Annotated in this window: 15 protein-coding genes; 8 read left to right on the forward strand and 7 right to left on the reverse strand. The window is 61.9% G+C overall.

The window, feature by feature from the left end; translation table 11 throughout:
- The first annotated feature begins 292 nt into the window (after positions 1-292).
- The 3 genes from LRK71_RS00590 to LRK71_RS00600 all read left to right on the forward strand — a co-directional run bounded on the left by LRK71_RS00590 (position 293) and on the right by LRK71_RS00600 (position 5,282).
- Complete coding sequence (locus tag LRK71_RS00590) at positions 293-1,042, forward strand: response regulator transcription factor (protein ID WP_232400357.1); 750 nt, start codon at positions 293-295, stop codon at positions 1,040-1,042.
- Positions 1,039-2,523 (forward strand): sensor histidine kinase, encoded by a 1,485-nt coding sequence (locus tag LRK71_RS00595; RefSeq protein WP_232400358.1) that lies wholly within the window; start codon positions 1,039-1,041, stop codon positions 2,521-2,523. Before LRK71_RS00590 ends, LRK71_RS00595 begins: the two co-directional genes overlap by 4 nt.
- Before the next feature lie 326 nt (positions 2,524-2,849).
- Positions 2,850-5,282 carry an ATP-binding protein gene (locus LRK71_RS00600; RefSeq protein WP_232400359.1) on the forward strand — a complete coding sequence of 811 codons (2,433 nt, stop codon included), beginning with the start codon at positions 2,850-2,852 and terminating at the stop codon, positions 5,280-5,282.
- A 43-nt stretch (positions 5,283-5,325) separates the two neighbouring features.
- Here the strand turns inward: LRK71_RS00600 and thiD are convergent, their stop codons facing one another.
- The 7 genes from thiD to thiC are packed head-to-tail and all read right to left on the reverse strand — an operon-like array spanning position 5,326 to position 11,353.
- Positions 5,326-6,060: a bifunctional hydroxymethylpyrimidine kinase/phosphomethylpyrimidine kinase gene (gene thiD, locus LRK71_RS00605; RefSeq protein ID WP_232400360.1), complete on the reverse strand. Its 735-nt coding sequence runs from the start codon at positions 6,058-6,060 to the stop codon at positions 5,326-5,328.
- Positions 6,057-7,025, reverse strand: a complete 969-nt coding sequence (locus LRK71_RS00610) for a HesA/MoeB/ThiF family protein (RefSeq protein WP_232400361.1) — start codon at positions 7,023-7,025, stop codon at positions 6,057-6,059. Before LRK71_RS00610 ends, thiD begins: the two co-directional genes overlap by 4 nt.
- On the reverse strand, positions 7,025-7,615 hold the full coding sequence (locus LRK71_RS00615) for a thiamine phosphate synthase (RefSeq protein ID WP_232400362.1): 591 nt from the start codon (positions 7,613-7,615) through the stop codon (positions 7,025-7,027). The genes LRK71_RS00610 and LRK71_RS00615 overlap by 1 nt, the downstream gene beginning before the upstream one ends.
- Positions 7,616-7,629: 14 nt before the next feature.
- Positions 7,630-8,397: a thiazole synthase gene (locus LRK71_RS00620; RefSeq protein WP_232400363.1), complete on the reverse strand. Its 768-nt coding sequence runs from the start codon at positions 8,395-8,397 to the stop codon at positions 7,630-7,632.
- A 1-nt stretch (position 8,398) separates the two neighbouring features.
- Positions 8,399-8,596, reverse strand: coding sequence for a sulfur carrier protein ThiS (gene thiS / locus LRK71_RS00625; protein WP_232400364.1), 198 nt, complete (start codon positions 8,594-8,596; stop codon positions 8,399-8,401).
- Positions 8,565-9,533 carry an FAD-dependent oxidoreductase gene (locus LRK71_RS00630; protein WP_232400365.1) on the reverse strand — a complete coding sequence of 323 codons (969 nt, stop codon included), beginning with the start codon at positions 9,531-9,533 and terminating at the stop codon, positions 8,565-8,567. Before LRK71_RS00630 ends, thiS begins: the two co-directional genes overlap by 32 nt.
- The gene (gene thiC / locus LRK71_RS00635) at positions 9,530-11,353 is read right to left on the reverse strand and encodes a phosphomethylpyrimidine synthase ThiC (protein ID WP_232400366.1); all 1,824 of its coding nucleotides are present in this window, start codon (positions 11,351-11,353) and stop codon (positions 9,530-9,532) included. The genes LRK71_RS00630 and thiC overlap by 4 nt, the downstream gene beginning before the upstream one ends.
- Positions 11,354-11,798: 445 nt before the next feature.
- Between thiC and bioB the strand changes: the two genes are divergently transcribed.
- From bioB to LRK71_RS00660, 5 genes are all read left to right on the forward strand, one after another.
- Positions 11,799-12,839, forward strand: a complete 1,041-nt coding sequence (gene bioB / locus LRK71_RS00640; protein WP_232400367.1) for a biotin synthase BioB — start codon at positions 11,799-11,801, stop codon at positions 12,837-12,839.
- Entirely contained in the window at positions 12,836-14,005 is a 1,170-nt protein-coding gene (locus tag LRK71_RS00645) for an 8-amino-7-oxononanoate synthase (protein WP_232400368.1), read from the forward strand. The genes bioB and LRK71_RS00645 overlap by 4 nt, the downstream gene beginning before the upstream one ends.
- Complete coding sequence (bioD, locus tag LRK71_RS00650; RefSeq protein WP_232400369.1) at positions 14,002-14,658, forward strand: dethiobiotin synthase; 657 nt, start codon at positions 14,002-14,004, stop codon at positions 14,656-14,658. Before LRK71_RS00645 ends, bioD begins: the two co-directional genes overlap by 4 nt.
- On the forward strand, positions 14,658-15,956 hold the full coding sequence (gene bioA, locus LRK71_RS00655; protein WP_232400371.1) for an adenosylmethionine--8-amino-7-oxononanoate transaminase: 1,299 nt from the start codon (positions 14,658-14,660) through the stop codon (positions 15,954-15,956). Before bioD ends, bioA begins: the two co-directional genes overlap by 1 nt.
- A gap of 422 nt (positions 15,957-16,378) precedes the next feature.
- Entirely contained in the window at positions 16,379-17,338 is a 960-nt protein-coding gene (locus tag LRK71_RS00660) for an ABC transporter substrate-binding protein (protein WP_232400373.1), read from the forward strand.
- Positions 17,339-17,344: the final 6 nt, after the last annotated feature.

Here is a 17,344-nt window from a genome sequence, read left to right on the forward strand (position 1 = left end):
CCGCTCCCTCCTCCTGAGGCGAGTCCCGCAGATGCCACCGCCTGGGTGACAGTCCTGTGGACAGCCTGCGCTGGCAGTTGCCGCCGGAGCAATGGGCCAAGCGCGCAGTGGCGGGCACAGCGGGCAAAAAAACGGCGGTTTCGTTACATCTTGTTACCAAGCAGTTATCACCGGCGTTGAAATTGGGCAGTCTGGCCTGACCTCGGGGGCTGACCCATGGCCCGGAGGGCGATACGGGCCGCAGAGGCGAGGCTGCACTACGGCTGCAAAAACGGAGGCACAGACAGAGGCAATGGCAATCTCCCGGCTCTTGGTGGTGGATGATGATGCGGAAACCCGCAGCATGTTGACACAATTTCTGCAGCAAAACGGATTTATCGCCCTGGCCGCCAGCAGCGAGGCAGAGATCCGCAGCCATATGCGGGCCGGGCGTATCGACTTGATCCTGCTGGATGTGATGCTGGGGGATGAAAACGGCGTCGAGATCTGCGCCCGGCTGCGGGCAGAACAGGATGTGCCGATCATCCTGGTTTCCGCCCTGTCGCAGGATCATCAGCGCATGGCTGGCTACGAGGTGGGGGCAGATGACTATATCGCCAAGCCCTTTAACCCTGATCTGCTGCTGGCGCGGCTTCGGGCGGTGTTGCAGCGGGCCAGTCGCAGTGCATCACTGGTCTATCGTCGTCGCTTGGCCCTGTTTCGGTTTGGCGGCTGGACCTATGATGGCAAACGCAACGAGGTGCTGTCGCCGCAGGGCTTTCAGGTGGCGCTGTCCCAACGCGAGACCAGCCTGCTCAAGGTGTTTCTGGCCAATCCGCATATTCCCCTCACGCGGGAAGAAATCCAGGCCTCCCTGCAAGAGGGGCAGACCTCGGCCCCGGTGGCCGGCGAAGGTGAAGGGTCGGGGCGGGCGATTGACATGCTGGTGGGGCGGCTGCGTTCCAAGATTGAAAGCGACCCAAAAGAGCCGCAGATGCTGCGTACCGCACGGGGGCTGGGCTATGTGCTGGCGGTGGATGTCAGCGAAGGGCCGCCAGAGTGAACTGGCGCATCGGGTTGAAAGCGCTGGCGCGCCTGTGGATCCTGGCCGCATTCCTGCTGGGCGCTGGCGCAACGGTGCTCTGGCTGCAGTCGGTGCAGAGCTGGCAACAGCACCTGGCCCGCAGCGAGGTAACGGGGATTTTGCTGTTTGATGCCCTGAAGGGCGAAGCTCAGCCACCACAGGGGGTGCAGATCACTGCGATGCCGCAGATCCCGGTCACGGGGGCGCGACAGTGGGCGCGACAATGGGTGCGTCAGCAAGGGGCCGGGGCAGGGGTGGATTCAAGCACCGCGCGGGGTTTTGTCACCGAGGTTTCGATCAAGCCCGGCTTTGCCGCCGGGGGGCCGGGGCAGGCAGGGGCGGGGCTGCGCCTGGTGATCGTATCGCCCGCGCTGCGCTATGCGGTGGCCGATCTTGCAACCGCCGCAGGGCAAAGCGCTGCGGCCAAGCTGGGGGCGGTGACCCGTCTGCTTGCGACCCATTGCAGTGATCCGGTGGTTTTTGCCCAGTTTGGCGAACAGGGCTGGCGGCGGATCAATGGTGCCGAGGTCTGGGGTTGCGACGCGGCACCACGGGATCTGCGCCTGCTGGCGGTGATTGTGGCGGCGGTGGGGCTGGCCATATTGCTCAGCCAGAGCGGCGAGACCGTGGCGCGCTTTGGTACCTTTGCCCAGCTGTTGCGCCAGCGCCGAACCCTGGGCGGGCCAGACAGCTATTCCACCCAGGGGCCAGTTGAATTGCAGCAGATCGTTGCGGCAGTGAACGCCCATCTGGCGGCGGCCCGGGCGCAGATTGCCAAGCGCGCCACGGTGCTTTCTGCGGTAAGTCATGATCTGGGCACGCCGGCCACCCGGCTGCGGTTGCGGGCGGCGTTGATCGCGGATCCGACGCTGCGCCAGAAGCTGGAGGCCGATATCGACAGTATGACCGGCATGATCGAAAGCGTGCTGACCTATACCCGCTCAGAGCTGAGCCTCGAGGTGCCGCGCCAAATATCGCTCAGCGCGCTGGTCGAGGCCCTGGTGGCGGATTATCAGGATCTTGGTCGCCCGGTGACCTATGTCAGCCCGGTTCCGGACGTGGTCCTGGGGGCGCAATCGCTGTTTTCGGCCCGCAGCGGTCAGGGCGGGCTGCCTGATGCCCGCCGGGTTCTGGTGACGGCCCGGCCCATCTTGCTGCAACGCGCGCTGGCCAATCTGGTCGACAACGCCTTGAAATATGGCCGCCGCGCCGAGGTTCAGCTAGAGGCGAGTGCGGACTGGGCGATCATCACGGTTGAGGACGAGGGATCGGAGCTGAGCGTCGCTGAAATCGAAGCGGTGCTGGCCCCCTTTCAGCGTGGTGCCAACAGCACTGCCATCGACGGGTTTGGCTTGGGGCTGACCATCGTCGCCACCGTTGCGACCCAGCATGGCGGCAACCTTCGGTTTGAACGTGGCAGCCAGGGGCTGCGTGCACGGCTGGAAATACGGCGAAACTAGCCTGGCCAGCCCGCCTGTCGTGGCCTCCTCTCTCTTGACCTCGCCTTTAAGTTGGCTTTAACCCTGCCAAAATTCAGGGCTACCTGCGGCGACGCGATTCTCGTATTACGCACGGGGGTGTTTATTGAAATGCAGCCTTGCTAGGTTGCGGTATTGTTCGCGGTATGCAGGTTTGTAAAAACAGGGGAAAAAATTAACATCTTTTCCCTAGTATTTCAAATGTACGCTTTTGGGTGTGGTGGTATGACTCTGTGGTAGAAGCTTCTGAAAAACCCGTTTGGGGGCTGGTAAGGGCCACTTACACTCTTATTCTAGTTGCATTTTTGGTGATCTTGGCTGGCGGATATTATTCCGAGCAAAAGAATGCCGAGGTCCATGACCGGGCTTTGCGCGCCGAGGTGCGGCGTGAGGCAAATCGAATAAAATCAAATTTTGAAGGCGCCTTGAACAGCGATATCCAGGTGGCGCGCGGCCTGGTTGCAGTGCTCTCGACCGAACCAGAGATGACGCAGGAGAGGTTTTCTGAGCTGTCCGAGCGGGTAATTGGCGAAAATACCAGCATCAGCCATATTGCTGCCGCCCCTGATATGGTGGTGTCAATGATCTACCCGCTTGCGGGCAATGAGGAAGCGCTTGGCCTGGACTACAATCATACCGAAAGCCAACGCGCGGTCGTCATGCGGGTGCGAGACACGGAAGAGCTGATCTTGACCGGTCCCGTCCCGCTGGTACAGGGCGGCAATGCGCTGCTTGGGCGCTTTCCGGTTTTTACTGGCACGGGTGAGGCGCGGCACTTCTGGGGGATCGTGTCCTCTGTGATCAAGACGGAACCCTTTTTTGCCAGACATGGTCTGGAGGCAGAGGACCTTGGGATCGAGGTGGCGCTCATCGGGCGGGATGGCACGGGGGCCAAGGGCGAGCAGTTTTTCGGAGACCCCGATATCGTGACGGACAGGCCGGTGCGGGTGGATGTCTTTTTGCCAGGTGGGTCCTGGCAGATTGCGGCGCGGCCAAAGGGCGGCTGGGAGGCAAGGCGAAACAATCCCTGGCCCTGGCGCGCGGTACTGTTTGTGGCGGGAACCCTGATTCTGGTTCCGATCTATACCGCCGGGCGCTTGTCTGCTGCGCGGCACGCCATCATTCGCACTCTGCGCGGCCGCGAGCATGAGCTGGAGACCATCTCTCGGCGGCTCGAGGTTGCGGTGGAGATATCGAAGATTGGCATTTGGGAGGTGAACACCAAAACAGGCGAGGTGATCTGGGATGCGAACCTGCGCAAGATGTATGGTCTCAGTGCTGATGAGCCTGTCCGCTTTGGCACCTGGGAAGTCCATCTGCATCCCGATGACCAAAAACGGGCCGTCCAAGAGCACAGGGATTCGTCCCATGCGGGGGGCAGCTACGCATCGGAATTTCGCATTCTGCTGCCCACGAATGAGGTAAAGCATATCCGCGCCATGGGCACCGCCTATGTGGATGGGGATGGCTGGCTGCGCATGATTGGCGTCAATCTGGATGTGACCAGCGATGTGCATCTGCGTGAAAGGCTGATCGAGGCGAATTCAGCCCTTTTGCAACGCAACAATGAACTGAATGACGCCAAAATCGCTGCCGAACGGGCGGACCGTGCCAAATCGGAATTCCTGGCCAATATGAGCCATGAAATCCGTACGCCGATGAACGGCGTTTTGGGCATGGCGGATTTGATGGCAAATTCGGACCTTGGCCCACAGGAACGACAATACCTTGATACGATCAGAGATTCCTCTGATGCGCTGCTCAAGATCATCAATGATATCCTGGATCTGTCGCGCCTTGAATCCGGCCAACTGGCGATCAATCCGGTTGATTTCGATCTGCGCCACTGTGTGGCCGGGGCGGTCAACCTACTGCGCCCCAAGGCCCGCGAAAAGGGGCTGTGGGTCTCGGTTGAGTTTTCCGATGATCTGCCGGACCGGGTGCGTGGCGACGATGGACGACTACGGCAAATTCTGGTCAACCTTGTTGGCAATGCGGTGAAATTCACCGCGCAGGGCGGGGTGGACATTAAAGTCAGCTGCCAGAAAGAGGATCCCTATCAGCTGCAAATCTCGGTCGACGACACCGGAATCGGCATCTCTGATAGCCAGGCGGAACATATCTTTGATCGCTTTTCACAGGCGGATGCGGCCATCACTCGCGCCTTTGGCGGCACCGGGCTGGGGCTGACGATTTCCAGTATTCTGGCGCAGCGTATGGGCGGTGGCATAGAGCTGTGCCGCCAAAAGGAGAAAGGCTCTTGCTTTCGGGTTGCGGTGAATTTTGACAAACCAATTGGACCGAAAAGCAACTCTACCGTCGAAGCCCTGCTGGATACTGCGATCTTGGCGGGCTGTCGGGTGCTTTTGGCTGAGGACAATAAAACCAACCGCCTGTTGGTGCGCAAATATCTGGAAGGGTTGGGGATCCATCTGACCGAGGCCCACAATGGCCGAGAAGCGGTGACCCTGTGCCAACAAATTATGCCGGATATCATCCTGATGGATATGTCGATGCCAGAGCTAGACGGTCTGGCCGCCACCCGTGAAATTCGCGCGCTTGATATCGCGCAGCCGCAGATTGTTGCCTTGACCGCCAATGCCTTTGATACAGATCGCGACGCCTGTCTGGCGGCTGGTATGGATTATTTCCTGCAAAAGCCCATTTCCAAATCTCTGCTGCTGCAAAGCCTCAGCATGCTGCGGATCGGCCAGGAAACCCGGCATGGTCTTTCAGGTTAGCCCATAGTCTTGCTGCCCGCCCCATTCTTTGCCTGTCACGCCCTCACTGCGCTAGCCTGGCGCTGACTGCGGCCTTGGCCTCTTTGCAGGCCTGGTCAAGGCTGGCGCCTGCGGCCAGGGAACAGGCCAGCGCCGTGGCCAGGCTGCAGCCGGTGCCACGCTTTTCCAGGGGTAGACGTGGCGCGGCATAGGCGCGATGGCCCTGCGGGGCCTGGGGGCTGAACAGGTGGTCAATGCTGCGATCGCCACCTGCATGGCCGCCTTTAATCAGCACCGCAGCAACCCCTTTGGCCTGCATGACCTGTGCTTGGCACCGCAAGAGTGCCAGATCGTCTTGCGGGATTGACGCCAGCCCGCTCAGCCGGGCGCTTTCCTCCAGATTGGGGGTCAGAAGCGTGACCCGGCGCAGTAGCGGTGTCAGGCTGTCCAGCGACATCAATGTGCCGCCAGAGCTGCTCTTGAGCACCGGATCCAGCACAATGGGCAGGCCCTCGGGCAGGGCGTCTGCCAGATGCCGCGCTGCCTCGGCACTGCCGATCATGCCGATTTTCACCGCTCTCGGAGCGGTGCTTTTGTCTTCAAAGGCGGCGCGGATCTGGGCAGAGATAATCTGCGGCGGCACCGGGTGGATGGCCTGCAGCGCCTGATCGGTTTGTACCGTCACGGCCGTTACCACCGGCGCGACCTCGCAGCCCAGGGTGGTGGCCATGGCCGTGTCGCGGCTCAACCCGGCACCACCGCTGCTATCGGTGCCAGCGATGACCAGAATGCGGTTCATGCGATGGCTCCGGCAGCAATAATTTCGATCTGTGCAAAGCCGCGCGCCTGCAGATCACGCGCCACCCGCCAGGCGCGCAGTCCCGAGCGACAGCACAGGACAATCGGGCGCTTGGGACAAAGGTCAGCCGCCGCGATCTCTGCAGGCAGGATGCGGCGGGCCTGGGTGGTGATCAGATCCGGGGCCTCTGCTTTGGGGCGCAGGTCGATGACCTGCGCCTCTGGGGCGATCAGGGCCGGGCTGGTAAAACGCAGGGGGGCTGCGGGTTCGTCGGCGCCGTCAAAGCGAAAGCTGCCCAGGCTCAGATTAGCCATGTCCATCTGCATCAGCTGCCCCAAGGGCGAAGGGGCGTGATGCAGCAGAACCTTCAGTGCCATCTGCGCCTGCAGCGCGCCAATCATGCCAACCACCGGCCCCATCACACCACCGCTGGCGCAGCTGGCGGCGGTCTCGGGCAGGTCCGGGAACAGCGCCCGCAGCGAGGGCGCGCCAGCGCAAAAGCCGCCGACATAGCCGCGCTGCCCCAGCACCGAGGCAGAGATCAGCGGCAGGGTCTGCCGCAGGCAGGCATCGGACAGAATATAGGAAGTGGCAAAATTATCCGCGCCGTCCAGCACAAGATCCACCTCTGTCAGATGCTGATCAACAGTGTCGGCGGTCAGGGCGGTTTTCTGCACCTGCAGCACCAGCTCTGGGTTGCGCGCTATCAGATGATCACGTGCGGCTGCCACCTTGGGGCGGCCGATGTCCTGCATGGTGAACAGGGTCTGCCGGTGTAGATTGCTTTGCTCCACGTGGTCGGGATCCAGCAGGGTAATGCGGCCGATGCCAGCGCCTGCCAGATATTGCAGCGCCGGTGCCGCCAGCCCGCCGGCCCCAACCACCAGGACATGGGTGCGCGCCAGCATCGCCTGGCCCTGCGGGCCGACTTCGGGCAGCATCATCTGGCGGGCATAGCGCGACATCAGGCGCAGGCCTTTGCCCATTGGCGGCAGCGGGCTTCGGGGTCTTCGGCCTGTTGAATATCGGTGACCACGGCGGCGCTGTCAGCCCCGGCGGCAAAGACCCCCGGCAGGCGCTCGGGTGTCAGGCCACCGATGGCCACCAGCGGCGTTGCCCCTGCCTGGGCTTTCCAGCGGCTGACACGCGCCAGCCCCTGTGGTGCCCATTTCATCTGTTTCAGCAGCGTCGGATAGACCGGCCCCAGCGCCACATAGGCAGGATCATGCGAGAGCGCGCGCTCCAGCTCGGCTTCGTCATGGGTGGAGAGCCCATAGCGCACCTCGGCGCGGCGCAGGGCGGCAAAATCGGCCTGCGCCATGTCTTCCTGGCCGAGGTGGACAAAGTTGCAGTTAAGATCCAGCGCGATTTCCCAGTGATCATTGATTACCAGCTGGGCATCATGCACCGCGCAGAAATCGCGGGCGCGGGCGATCTGGCGGCGCAGCTCTGCCTCTGGTGCATCCTTGATCCGCAGCTGTACCAGCTTGGCCCCCTGCGGCACCAAAAGCTCCAACCGGCCCACATGGCCGACGATCAGATAGAAACGTTGCATCGGGTTTTGCTCTTTCATGTTAGCTCTGCCAGTCCCAGAACCGGGGTCGAGGGCACCGCCATGTCGCGGCGTGGCATCGGGTCTGCCGCATATCCAAGGTGGCCGGCCTCAACCGCCAATGCCATCGCGCGGCCCATCGTTGCCGGATCGCCTGCCTTGGCGACCGCCGTGTTGAGCAGCACCGCATCCATGCCCAGCTCCATTGCCTGCGCCGCATCCGAGGGTCGGCCGATGCCGGCGTCGACGATCAGGGGCACCTTTGGGAAATGCGCCCGCATTGCCCGCAGCGCATCCGGGTTGCGCAGCCCCTGGCCAGAGCCAATCGGCGCGCCCCAGGGCATCAGCACTTCGCAGCCCGCCTCCAAGAGCTTCTCTCCCACCACCAGGTCATCCGTGGTGTAAGGGAAAACCTGGAATCCGTCCTCAGCCAGGATCCGGGCCGCTTCCACCAGGCCAAAAACATCCGGCTGCAGCGTGTCGGCATGGCCGACCACCTCCAGCTTGATCCAGGCGGTGTTGAACAGATCACGCGCCATATGGGCGGTGGTCACTGCCTCTTGTACTGAATGGCAGCCGGCCGTGTTGGGCAGGATATGGCAGCCGGCCTGTTGCAATCCTTGCCAGAAACCGGCACCGGAGCCATCGGCGGTTTCCCGGCGCAGCGAGAGGGTGATGATTTCTGTACCGCTGGACGCTATCGCCTCTGCCAGCACCGAGGGCGCGGGGTATTGCGCGGTGCCGAGCAGCAGTCGCGAGGTGATTTCTGTGCCGTAGACTTGCATTTCAGCCTCCCTGCATCGGGGCGAGCACTTCCAGCCGGTCGCCATTGGTTAACAAAACATCACTGCGTTTCGCGCGCGAAACAAAGACCCCGTTGAGGGCGGTGGCAATTGCCGGGCTGGTAAAGCCCAATTCACAGAGCGCGGCCTCAAGGGTCTGGGCGCGCACCTCATGCGCTTGTGCGTTCACGATGATCTGCATCTGCGGTCTCCTGAAAGAACTGGGCGGCCAGCTGTTGCGCCAGGGCCGGTGCCAGAAGGTAGCCGTGGCGGTAGAGCCCGTTGACATGGGTGGTCTCGCCCTGCTGGGTCAGGCGGGGCATATTGTCGGCAAAGGCCGGGCGCAGCCCGGTACCGGTCTCGATCACGCTGGCCTCTCCCAGGGCGGGATGCAGGGCAAAACAGGCCCCCAGCAGCTCTAGCAGAGAGCGCACGGTGATCTGACGCCAGGAGCTGCTCTCGATCATGGTGGCGCCGATCATGTAGATGCCCTTGCCTCGGGGCACCAGATAGACGGGGACGCGCGGGTGTAGCAGGCGCAGGGTGCGGGTGATTTCGACCTCTGGGGCCTCGATCAGCGCCATCTCGCCGCGTACTGGCCGCAGCCCCGGCAAAGGGGCGGCCATGCCGCGACAATCCACATCCACATGGCCGGGCGCGGGGGTGCCATAGCGGATCTCTACCCCAAGCGCCTGCACCGCCTTGCTAAGGTCGATGAGGGCCTGACGCGGGTCAAGATGGGCTTCGTCTTCGAAGAACAGCGCCTGGGCAAAGCGCCCGGCCAGCGCGGGCTCTAGCTGGGTCAGTTCGGCCGCCTCGATCAGGCGATGATTGGTGGTGCGGCGGGCAAAGCGGGTCAGCTCTGCCCGGTCGCGTGGCGGGGTCAGCACCAGGGTGCCGCGGTCCTCGATCTTGGTGAACTGGCGCCACCAGGCCTTGGCGCCGATGCCAAGGCGGACCACCTCTGGCGCGGCGCTTTCGCCTTCGCACCAGGGGGCCAGCATGCCGCCGGCGTACCAGGAACAGGGGTTGTCCGCAGGATTTTCCCCGGTCTCGTAGAGGGTCACCTCTGCGCCACGGCTTGCCAGCTCATAGGCGCTGGCAAGCCCGGCGACTCCGGCGCCGGCAATAGTGATCATTCTGCCGGTTCCGCCTTTGTCTCGGCTGCGGGCACATAGAGCTCGCCGCCCTGGCGGAATTTTGCGGCCATGGCCTCCATGCCTTCCTTCTGTGCCTCGGCGCGGATGTCGTGGCTGATCCGCATCGAGCAGAATCTTGGCCCGCACATGGAACAGAAATGCGCCACCTTATGGGCCTCTTTCGGCAGGGTCTGGTCGTGGAAGTCGCGGGCAGTATCTGGGTCCAGCGACAGGTTGAATTGATCTTCCCAGCGGAATTCGAACCGGGCACGCGACAGGGCATCATCGCGCCGCTGGGCACCGGGCATGCCCTTGGCCAGATCGGCGGCATGGGCGGCGATCTTATAGGTGATCACACCGACCTTGACGTCATCGCGGTCGGGCAGGCCGAGATGTTCCTTGGGCGTCACATAGCACAGCATGGCACAGCCAAACCAACCGATCATCGCCGCGCCGATACCCGAGGTAATATGGTCATAGCCTGGCGCGATATCGGTGGTGAGGGGGCCAAGCGTGTAAAACGGCGCCTCGTCGCAGCATTCCAGCTGCTTGTCCATGTTTTCCTTGATCTTGTGCATGGCCACATGGCCGGGGCCTTCGATCATCACCTGGCAATCCTTGGCCCAGGCGATTTTGGTCAGCTCGCCCAGGGTTTCCAGCTCGGCAAACTGCGCCGCGTCATTGGCATCTGCGATTGAACCGGGGCGCAGGCCATCGCCAAGGCTGAAGGAGACGTCGTATTTGCGGCAGATGTCGCAGATCTCCTCGAAGTGCTCATAGAGGAAGCTCTCCTTGTGATGATGCAGGCACCATTTTGCCATGATCGAGCCACCGCGCGACACGATGCCGGTCACCCGGTTGACGGTCATCGGCACCATATGCAGCCGCACGCCGGCATGGATGGTGAAGTAATCCACGCCCTGTTCTGCCTGTTCGATCAAGGTGTCGCGAAAGACCTCCCAGGTCAGATCCTCGGCAATGCCGTTCACCTTTTCCAGCGCCTGATACATCGGCACCGTGCCGATGGGGACGGGGGAGTTGCGTACAATCCATTCGCGGGTGTTGTGGATGTTGCGGCCTGTGGACAGATCCATCACCGTGTCAGCGCCCCAGCGGATTGACCAGACCAGCTTGTCCACTTCCTCTTCCATCGAGGACGAAACCGCAGAGGTGCCCATATTGGCGTTGATCTTCACCAGAAAGTTACGGCCAATGATCATCGGCTCGATTTCGGGGTGGTTGATATTGGCGGGGATGATGGCGCGGCCTTCGGCAACCTCCTGGCGGACAAATTCAGGCGTCACATAATCGGGGATATTGGCGCCCCAGTCGTGGCCGTCCCGGTGACAGGGCGATGTCTCGCGCAGCTGGTTTTCACGAATGGCGATGAATTCCATTTCCGGCGTGATGATGCCAGCGCGGGCATAGGCCAGCTGGGTCACCGCCTTGCCGTCCTTGGCGCGCAGGGGCGTGGGTTTGACCGGGAATTCCGGCGTCAGGCGCTCACCAGATACAAAGCCGTTGTCGGCGTCGGTGATTTCGCGGCCCTGATATTCTTCGACGTCATCACGCGCCAGAATCCAATTGCGGCGCAGCTGCGCGAGGCCCTGGCGGATATCGGTCTGCTGATCCGGATCGGTATAGGGGCCAGAGCTGTCATAGACCGGCAGCGGCGCTTCACCTGCGGTGGGATGGGTGGAAATCTCGCGCATGGGCACGCGAATCTCGGGGTGGATTTCACCGGGCACATAGATTTTGCGCGATGCGGGCAGGGCACCGGTGGTTACCTTTGGGGTGATCTTTGGGGTCGCTACGTTCATTTTGGTGCTCCTCGAGCCAATACTCAAAAAAGTCACCAGATGAGGCTTGGCTGGGAGGCGCGGGGAAGGTGTACGGCCCTCCCGGTTCGGGCGCACAGCCAAAGGGGGTACAGTCCCTGTCGCGGCGCGTCCTAGCTTCCTACGCCAGTGTCAACTGGGTCAGGTTCTAAGGGTCGCGTCACCGGGCAGATTGCTCTGCTCTGTCAGCCTCTCAGTCCCCTTGGTGGGACTCCCCTGCGTAGGGGTAGACCTAAGGTGCGCAGTGGCATGGCGTCAATCAGAAATTTGATAGATAAAATATAACATTATAATTCAGTACATTAGTTTGTATTTTGCGGGATAATTCCGCGTTGCGGCATAAACCCTTTGTGCTGATTGTAAAATTATCTATAAAACATCAAGCCATCTGGCCCAAGACCGCAACACCCGATCTTCAGGAGAGCCCATGCTGGACGCCGCCCCAATTCGAACCAACTGGACCCGCGCAGAGGCGGAAGAGATCTACAACAAGCCCTTCATGGATCTGTTGTTTGAGGCCCAGTCGGTGCATCGTCAGCACTATGATCCCAATCAGGTGCAGAAATCCAAACTGCTGAGCATCAAGACCGGCGGCTGCGCCGAGGATTGCGCCTATTGCTCCCAGTCCGCCCGCAACGGCGCGAAACTCTCTGCCAGCAAGCTGATCGAGGTGGAGCGGGTTCTGGCAGAGGCGCGCAAAGCCAAGGCAGGCGGCGCCACGCGCTATTGCATGGGCGCGGCCTGGCGCTCGCCCAAGGATCGCGACATGGCCGCGCTTGAGGCGATGATCGAAGGCGTCAAGGATCTGGGGATGGAGACCTGCATGACCCTGGGCATGCTGGACGACAGCCAGGTCTTTCGCCTGCGCGACGCCGGGCTGGATTATTACAACCACAATATCGACACCTCGGAACGCTACTATTCCGAGATCATCACCACCCGCACCTTTGCCGACCGGATCGACACCCTGAACCGGGTGCGCGAGGCTGGCATGAAGGTCTGCGCCGGTGGCATCGTTGGCATGGGTGAACAGCAGATGGACCGCATCGACATGATCCTGGCGCTGGCCACGCTTGAGGAACACCCGGATTCGGTGCCGGTCAACATGCTGATCCCCATGCCGGATACGCCGCTGGCGGATGTGCCCAAGCTCGACCCGATTGAATTTGTCCGCACCATCGCGCTGGCGCGGATCCTGATGCCAAAATCCCATGTGCGCCTGTCCGCCGGGCGCAGCGATATGTCGGATGAGCTGCAGGCCATGTGCTTCTTTGCCGGGGCCAATTCGATCTTTGTCGGTGACACTTTGCTGACTGCTGACAATCCCGAAGAGGACAAGGATCAGATGCTGTTTGATCGTCTGGGCATCACGGCCATGGGCGTGGGCTGCGACGGCAGCCATAGCGCAAACCAGAGCAAAACAGGCTCCGCCAGCGCAAATGAAACCCGCGCAGAGGTCTCGGCATGAGTCAGATTTTTCCACGCCATGCCGCCGGGCTTCAGGACCTTCGCGATCAGGGGCGGTTTCGCCGCTTGATCCCACAGGCCGGGCATGACTTTTCCTCCAACGATTACCTTGGGTTGGCGCAGAGCCAGCTGTTGCAAACGGCGGCACTGGAGGCGCTGGAGCGTGGCGTTCCCGTTGGCGCCGGTGGTTCACGGCTGCTGCGCGGCAATGCCGATGAGCATCTCCTGCTTGAAGCCGAGGCGGCTGCGTTTTTTTGCACCGAGGCCGCGTTGTTTATGGGCGGCGGCTTTAATGCCAATCAGGCGATTTTCTCAACCCTGCCGCAGCGCGGTGATTTGGTGCTCTATGATGCGCTGATCCACGCCAGCACCCATGATGGCATGCGGTTGGGCCGGGCTGAGACGCGCAAATTCAGCCACAATGACCCCAGTGATGCGGCTGTACAGATCGCTGAGTGGCGCGCAACAGGCGGCAGTGGTCAGGTCTGGATCGCCATCGAGTCGGTCTATTCCATGGAGGGCACCCTGGCGCCGCTGGCGGAATTTGCCGCTTTGGCCGCGCGCGAAGGGGCGGTTCTGGTGGTGGATGAAGCCCATGCTACCGGGCTGTTTGGCGATCTGGGGCGGGGGCTGGCGCATGACTATGCCCAGAACCCGGCCGTTCTGACGCTGCACACCTGCGGCAAGGGGCTGGGGGTTTCCGGTGCCTTGATTTGCGGTGCTCAGGTGCTGATTGACTTCCTGGTCAATCGCGGGCGTGGCTTTATCTTTGCCACCGCGCCCTCGCCGCTGAATGCGGCCCTGGTGCGGGTGGCGCTGCGCGATCTGGCGCAGAACCCCGAGCGGCGCAACCGGGCCTGGGACCATATCACCCATGCCCACGGCGAGGCGGCGCGGCTGTGCGGCATCACCGGCTTCCAAAGCCAGATCCTGCCGGTGATCATTGGCGATGACAAGCTGACCATGGCGCTGGCTGAGCGTTTGCAGGGGCAGGGCTTTGACATCCGCGGCATTCGCCCACCGACAGTGCCCAAGGGCACGTCACGGCTGCGGATCTCGCTGACTGGCACGCTGACCAAAGAGCTCATCACCGCGCTGTTTGAAGCCCTGGCCCCCGAGCTTGCGCGGTTGGAACAACAGCCTGCGGGCCTGGAGCAGGTGGCATGAGGACAGTGGTGGTGACCGGAACCGATACCGGTATCGGCAAAACCATATTTTCTGCGGGTTTGGTTCAGGCGCTGCAGGCCAGCTACTGGAAGCCGGTGCAGTCGGGCCTGGAAGAGGAAACCGACAGCGAGACCGTGGAGCGGCTCTCAGGCGGGGCAGTCCTGGCTGAGGCCTATCGGCTGCAACATCCCGCCTCGCCACATCTGTCGGCCGAGGCCGAAGGGGTGGAGATCGACCCGGAGAGCCTGACGCTGCCGCAGCTGGACGGCCCGCTGGTGGTCGAAGGCGCTGGCGGGGTGATGGTGCCGCTCAACCGTCGGATGCTCTATCTGGACCTTTTTGCCAAGTGGGGGGCGCCGGTGATCCTTTGCGCGCGCACCCAACTGGGCACCATCAACCATACGCTCTTGTCGGTGCAGGCGTTGCGGGCGGCGGGCTGCAGGGTTCTGGGTGTGGTCTTCATTGGTGCGCCCGAACGGGAGGTCGAGGATAGTATCTGCCTGTTTGGCAAGCTGGTGCATCTGGGGCGGCTGCCGATGATCCCCGAGTTGGGGGCGGCTGTACCCCCGTCGGCCAATGCGGCAGGGGATGACGCTCTGGCTGCGGCCTTTGCAGCCCATATCAAGCTTGATCTGATCCGGGCGGTTCTGTGATGGGGGGATCTGATCTTACGCAGCTGGAGTTCGACCAGCAGCACCTTTGGCATCCCTATACCAATGTGGCCAAACCCGGCCCGACATTTGTGGTGAAAGAAAGCGAAGGCGTCTATCTGACGCTGGAGGATGGCACCCGGCTGATTGATGCCATGTCGTCCTGGTGGTGCATGATGCATGGCCACCGCCACCCTGTGATCACGCAGGCCATTCACAACCAGCTGGACCGTCTGCCGCATGTGATGTTTGGCGGGCTGACCCATGATCCGGCAATTGATCTGGGGCGCAAACTGCTGGAGGTCACACCGGACAGCCTGACGCGGATCTTCTATTGCGACTCTGGATCGGTCTCGGTTGAGGTGGCAATGAAGATGGCGGTGCAATACCAGCACGCCATGGGGTTTGACGGGCGCAGCCAGTTCGCCACCGTGCGGTCCGGCTATCACGGTGACACCTGGAAGGCGATGAGCGTCTGCGACCCGGACACCGGCATGCACCACCTGTTTCAGGGGGCGCTGAGCGTGCAGCATTTCACCCCGCGACCGCCCATCCGGCTGGGCGAAGACTGGATCGAGGACCCGGCGCTGAATGGTATCGGCGCGCTGCGGGCGCTGCTAGAGGCCGGGGCAGAAAAGATCGCCGGCTTTATTCTGGAACCCGTGGTGCAGGGCACCGGCGGTATGTATTTCTATCATCCCGAATATCTGAACCAGGCCCGTGCGCTTTGTGATGAACTGGGGATCTTGCTGATCTTTGACGAGATCGCCACCGGATTTGCCCGCACCGGAGAGCTGTTTGCGACTGATTTCTGCTCGGTGGAGCCGGATATCATCTGCCTTGGCAAGGGGTTGACCGGTGGCCATATCTCCTTTGCCTGTACCCTGACCAATGACCGGGTGGCGCTGGGTATTGGGGGCGGTAATCCGGGTATCTTTATGCATGGGCCAACCTATATGGCCAACCCCTTGGCCTGCGCAGCGGCCCTGGCGGCGCTGAATGTGCTGACAGGGCAGGACTGGCGCGGCCGGGTCGCGGCGATTTCGGATCAGTTACAGCAAGAACTGGCACTGGCCCACGCGCTGCCCAATGTCCGCGATGTGCGGGTGCTGGGGGCGATTGGTGTGATCGAGATGCAGCAGCCTGTTTCGGCGGATGCGGCCCATGCGCTGGCACCTGAAATGGGGGTGTTTCTGCGCCCCTTTGGCAAGAATATCTACACCATGCCCCCCTTTATCACCACGCCCGCGCAGCTGAGCAAGATCACCGCAGGCATGCTGCGGCTGGCGCAGGATCTGTAGCGTCGCGCCGGGGGCGATGGCCTTTGCCCCTTTGTTGCTGCCCTGTTGTGGCGCGGGGGATTGGCCCATAGGTTGCCGACAGTCTGGCCAAGAATCGAGTCGGCGCTTGCCGTGGCGCGGCGGTGTCGAGGCGGCTTGCCCGGTGAATGATCGGAGTTGAATTGTTCCTTCGTTCAAGAAATTGAATGATCAATCAAAAAAATAACAGGTCACGCCGTAAAACCTCGACAAAGCGTCGCAAACTGGTCAAACACTTGTGGCAGACCCGGTCACACTTGGTGCAATGCCGAGGGCCGCTCCCCGAGGTCACGAGGCACCGCTGCGGCGCCACTGCAATCCTTGGGGCGTGTGAACCACTGGGTTCCATCAAACTGCGCCCGGCCTATCCTTGCGATCGGCGGGCAAAAACAGGGAAATCAACAATGAAAACGACGACATTTGCATGTGTTTTGAGCGCGGCATCATTGGCCGCTGGCATGGGGCACGCGGCTGAATTGGGCGCGGTCGACAAGCCGATCAAACTGGCAATCAATGAATGGACCGGCCAGCATATTTCGACCCATATCGCGGGTGAAATGCTCAAGGCGGCGGGCTATCAGGTGGAATATGTCACCGCAGGCATGATGAACCAGTTCCAGGCCATCGCCGATGGTGAAATCCACGCCACAATGGAGATCTGGTCTTCCAATGTGTCGGACCAATATGCCGAAAAAATCACCGAGGGCACCATCGTCGAGCTGGGCGATCTGGAACTGGCGGCCAAGGAAGGCATCGCCTATCCGGCCCATGTGGCAGAACTGTGCCCGGGTCTGCCCGCCTGGGAGGCACTGAAAGACTGCGCGCCGCTGTTTGCTTCGGCGGAAACCCTGCCAGCGGGTCGCCTGGTGGATTACCCTGCTGATTGGGGAACCCCCGGTGCCGATCGTATGACCGGCCTGGCGCTGCCCTTCAAGGCGGTGCCTGCGGGCTCTGAAGGGGCATTGATTGCCGAGCTGCGCGCCTCGACCGAGCGCAAATCCCCGCTACTGATTACCTTTTGGCAGCCCCATTGGGCGATGTCTGCCTATGATGTGAAATTTGTCGACCTGCCGGTTGGTGAAGAGGCCTGCTTTACCGATCCGGCCTGGGGACCAAACCCCGATGCGGTGAATGACTGTGATTTTGCACCGTCGCGCATCTTCAAGGCCGCCTGGTCCGGCACGGCCGAAACCTGGCCTGCAGCCTTTGAAATCCTGTCGAACTATACTCTCGCGGTGGACGATCAGCAGCCCATGATGGGCGCGATTGATGTCGACGGGGGGGAGGTCACAGAGGTGGTCGCAACCTGGATGTCTGCCAATGAAGACAGCTGGCGCCCCATCGTCGACGCTGCGATCAAGTGAGCGAGG

Source organism: Pseudophaeobacter flagellatus, assembly GCF_021228235.1.
Lineage (GTDB): Bacteria > Pseudomonadota > Alphaproteobacteria > Rhodobacterales > Rhodobacteraceae > Pseudophaeobacter > Pseudophaeobacter flagellatus.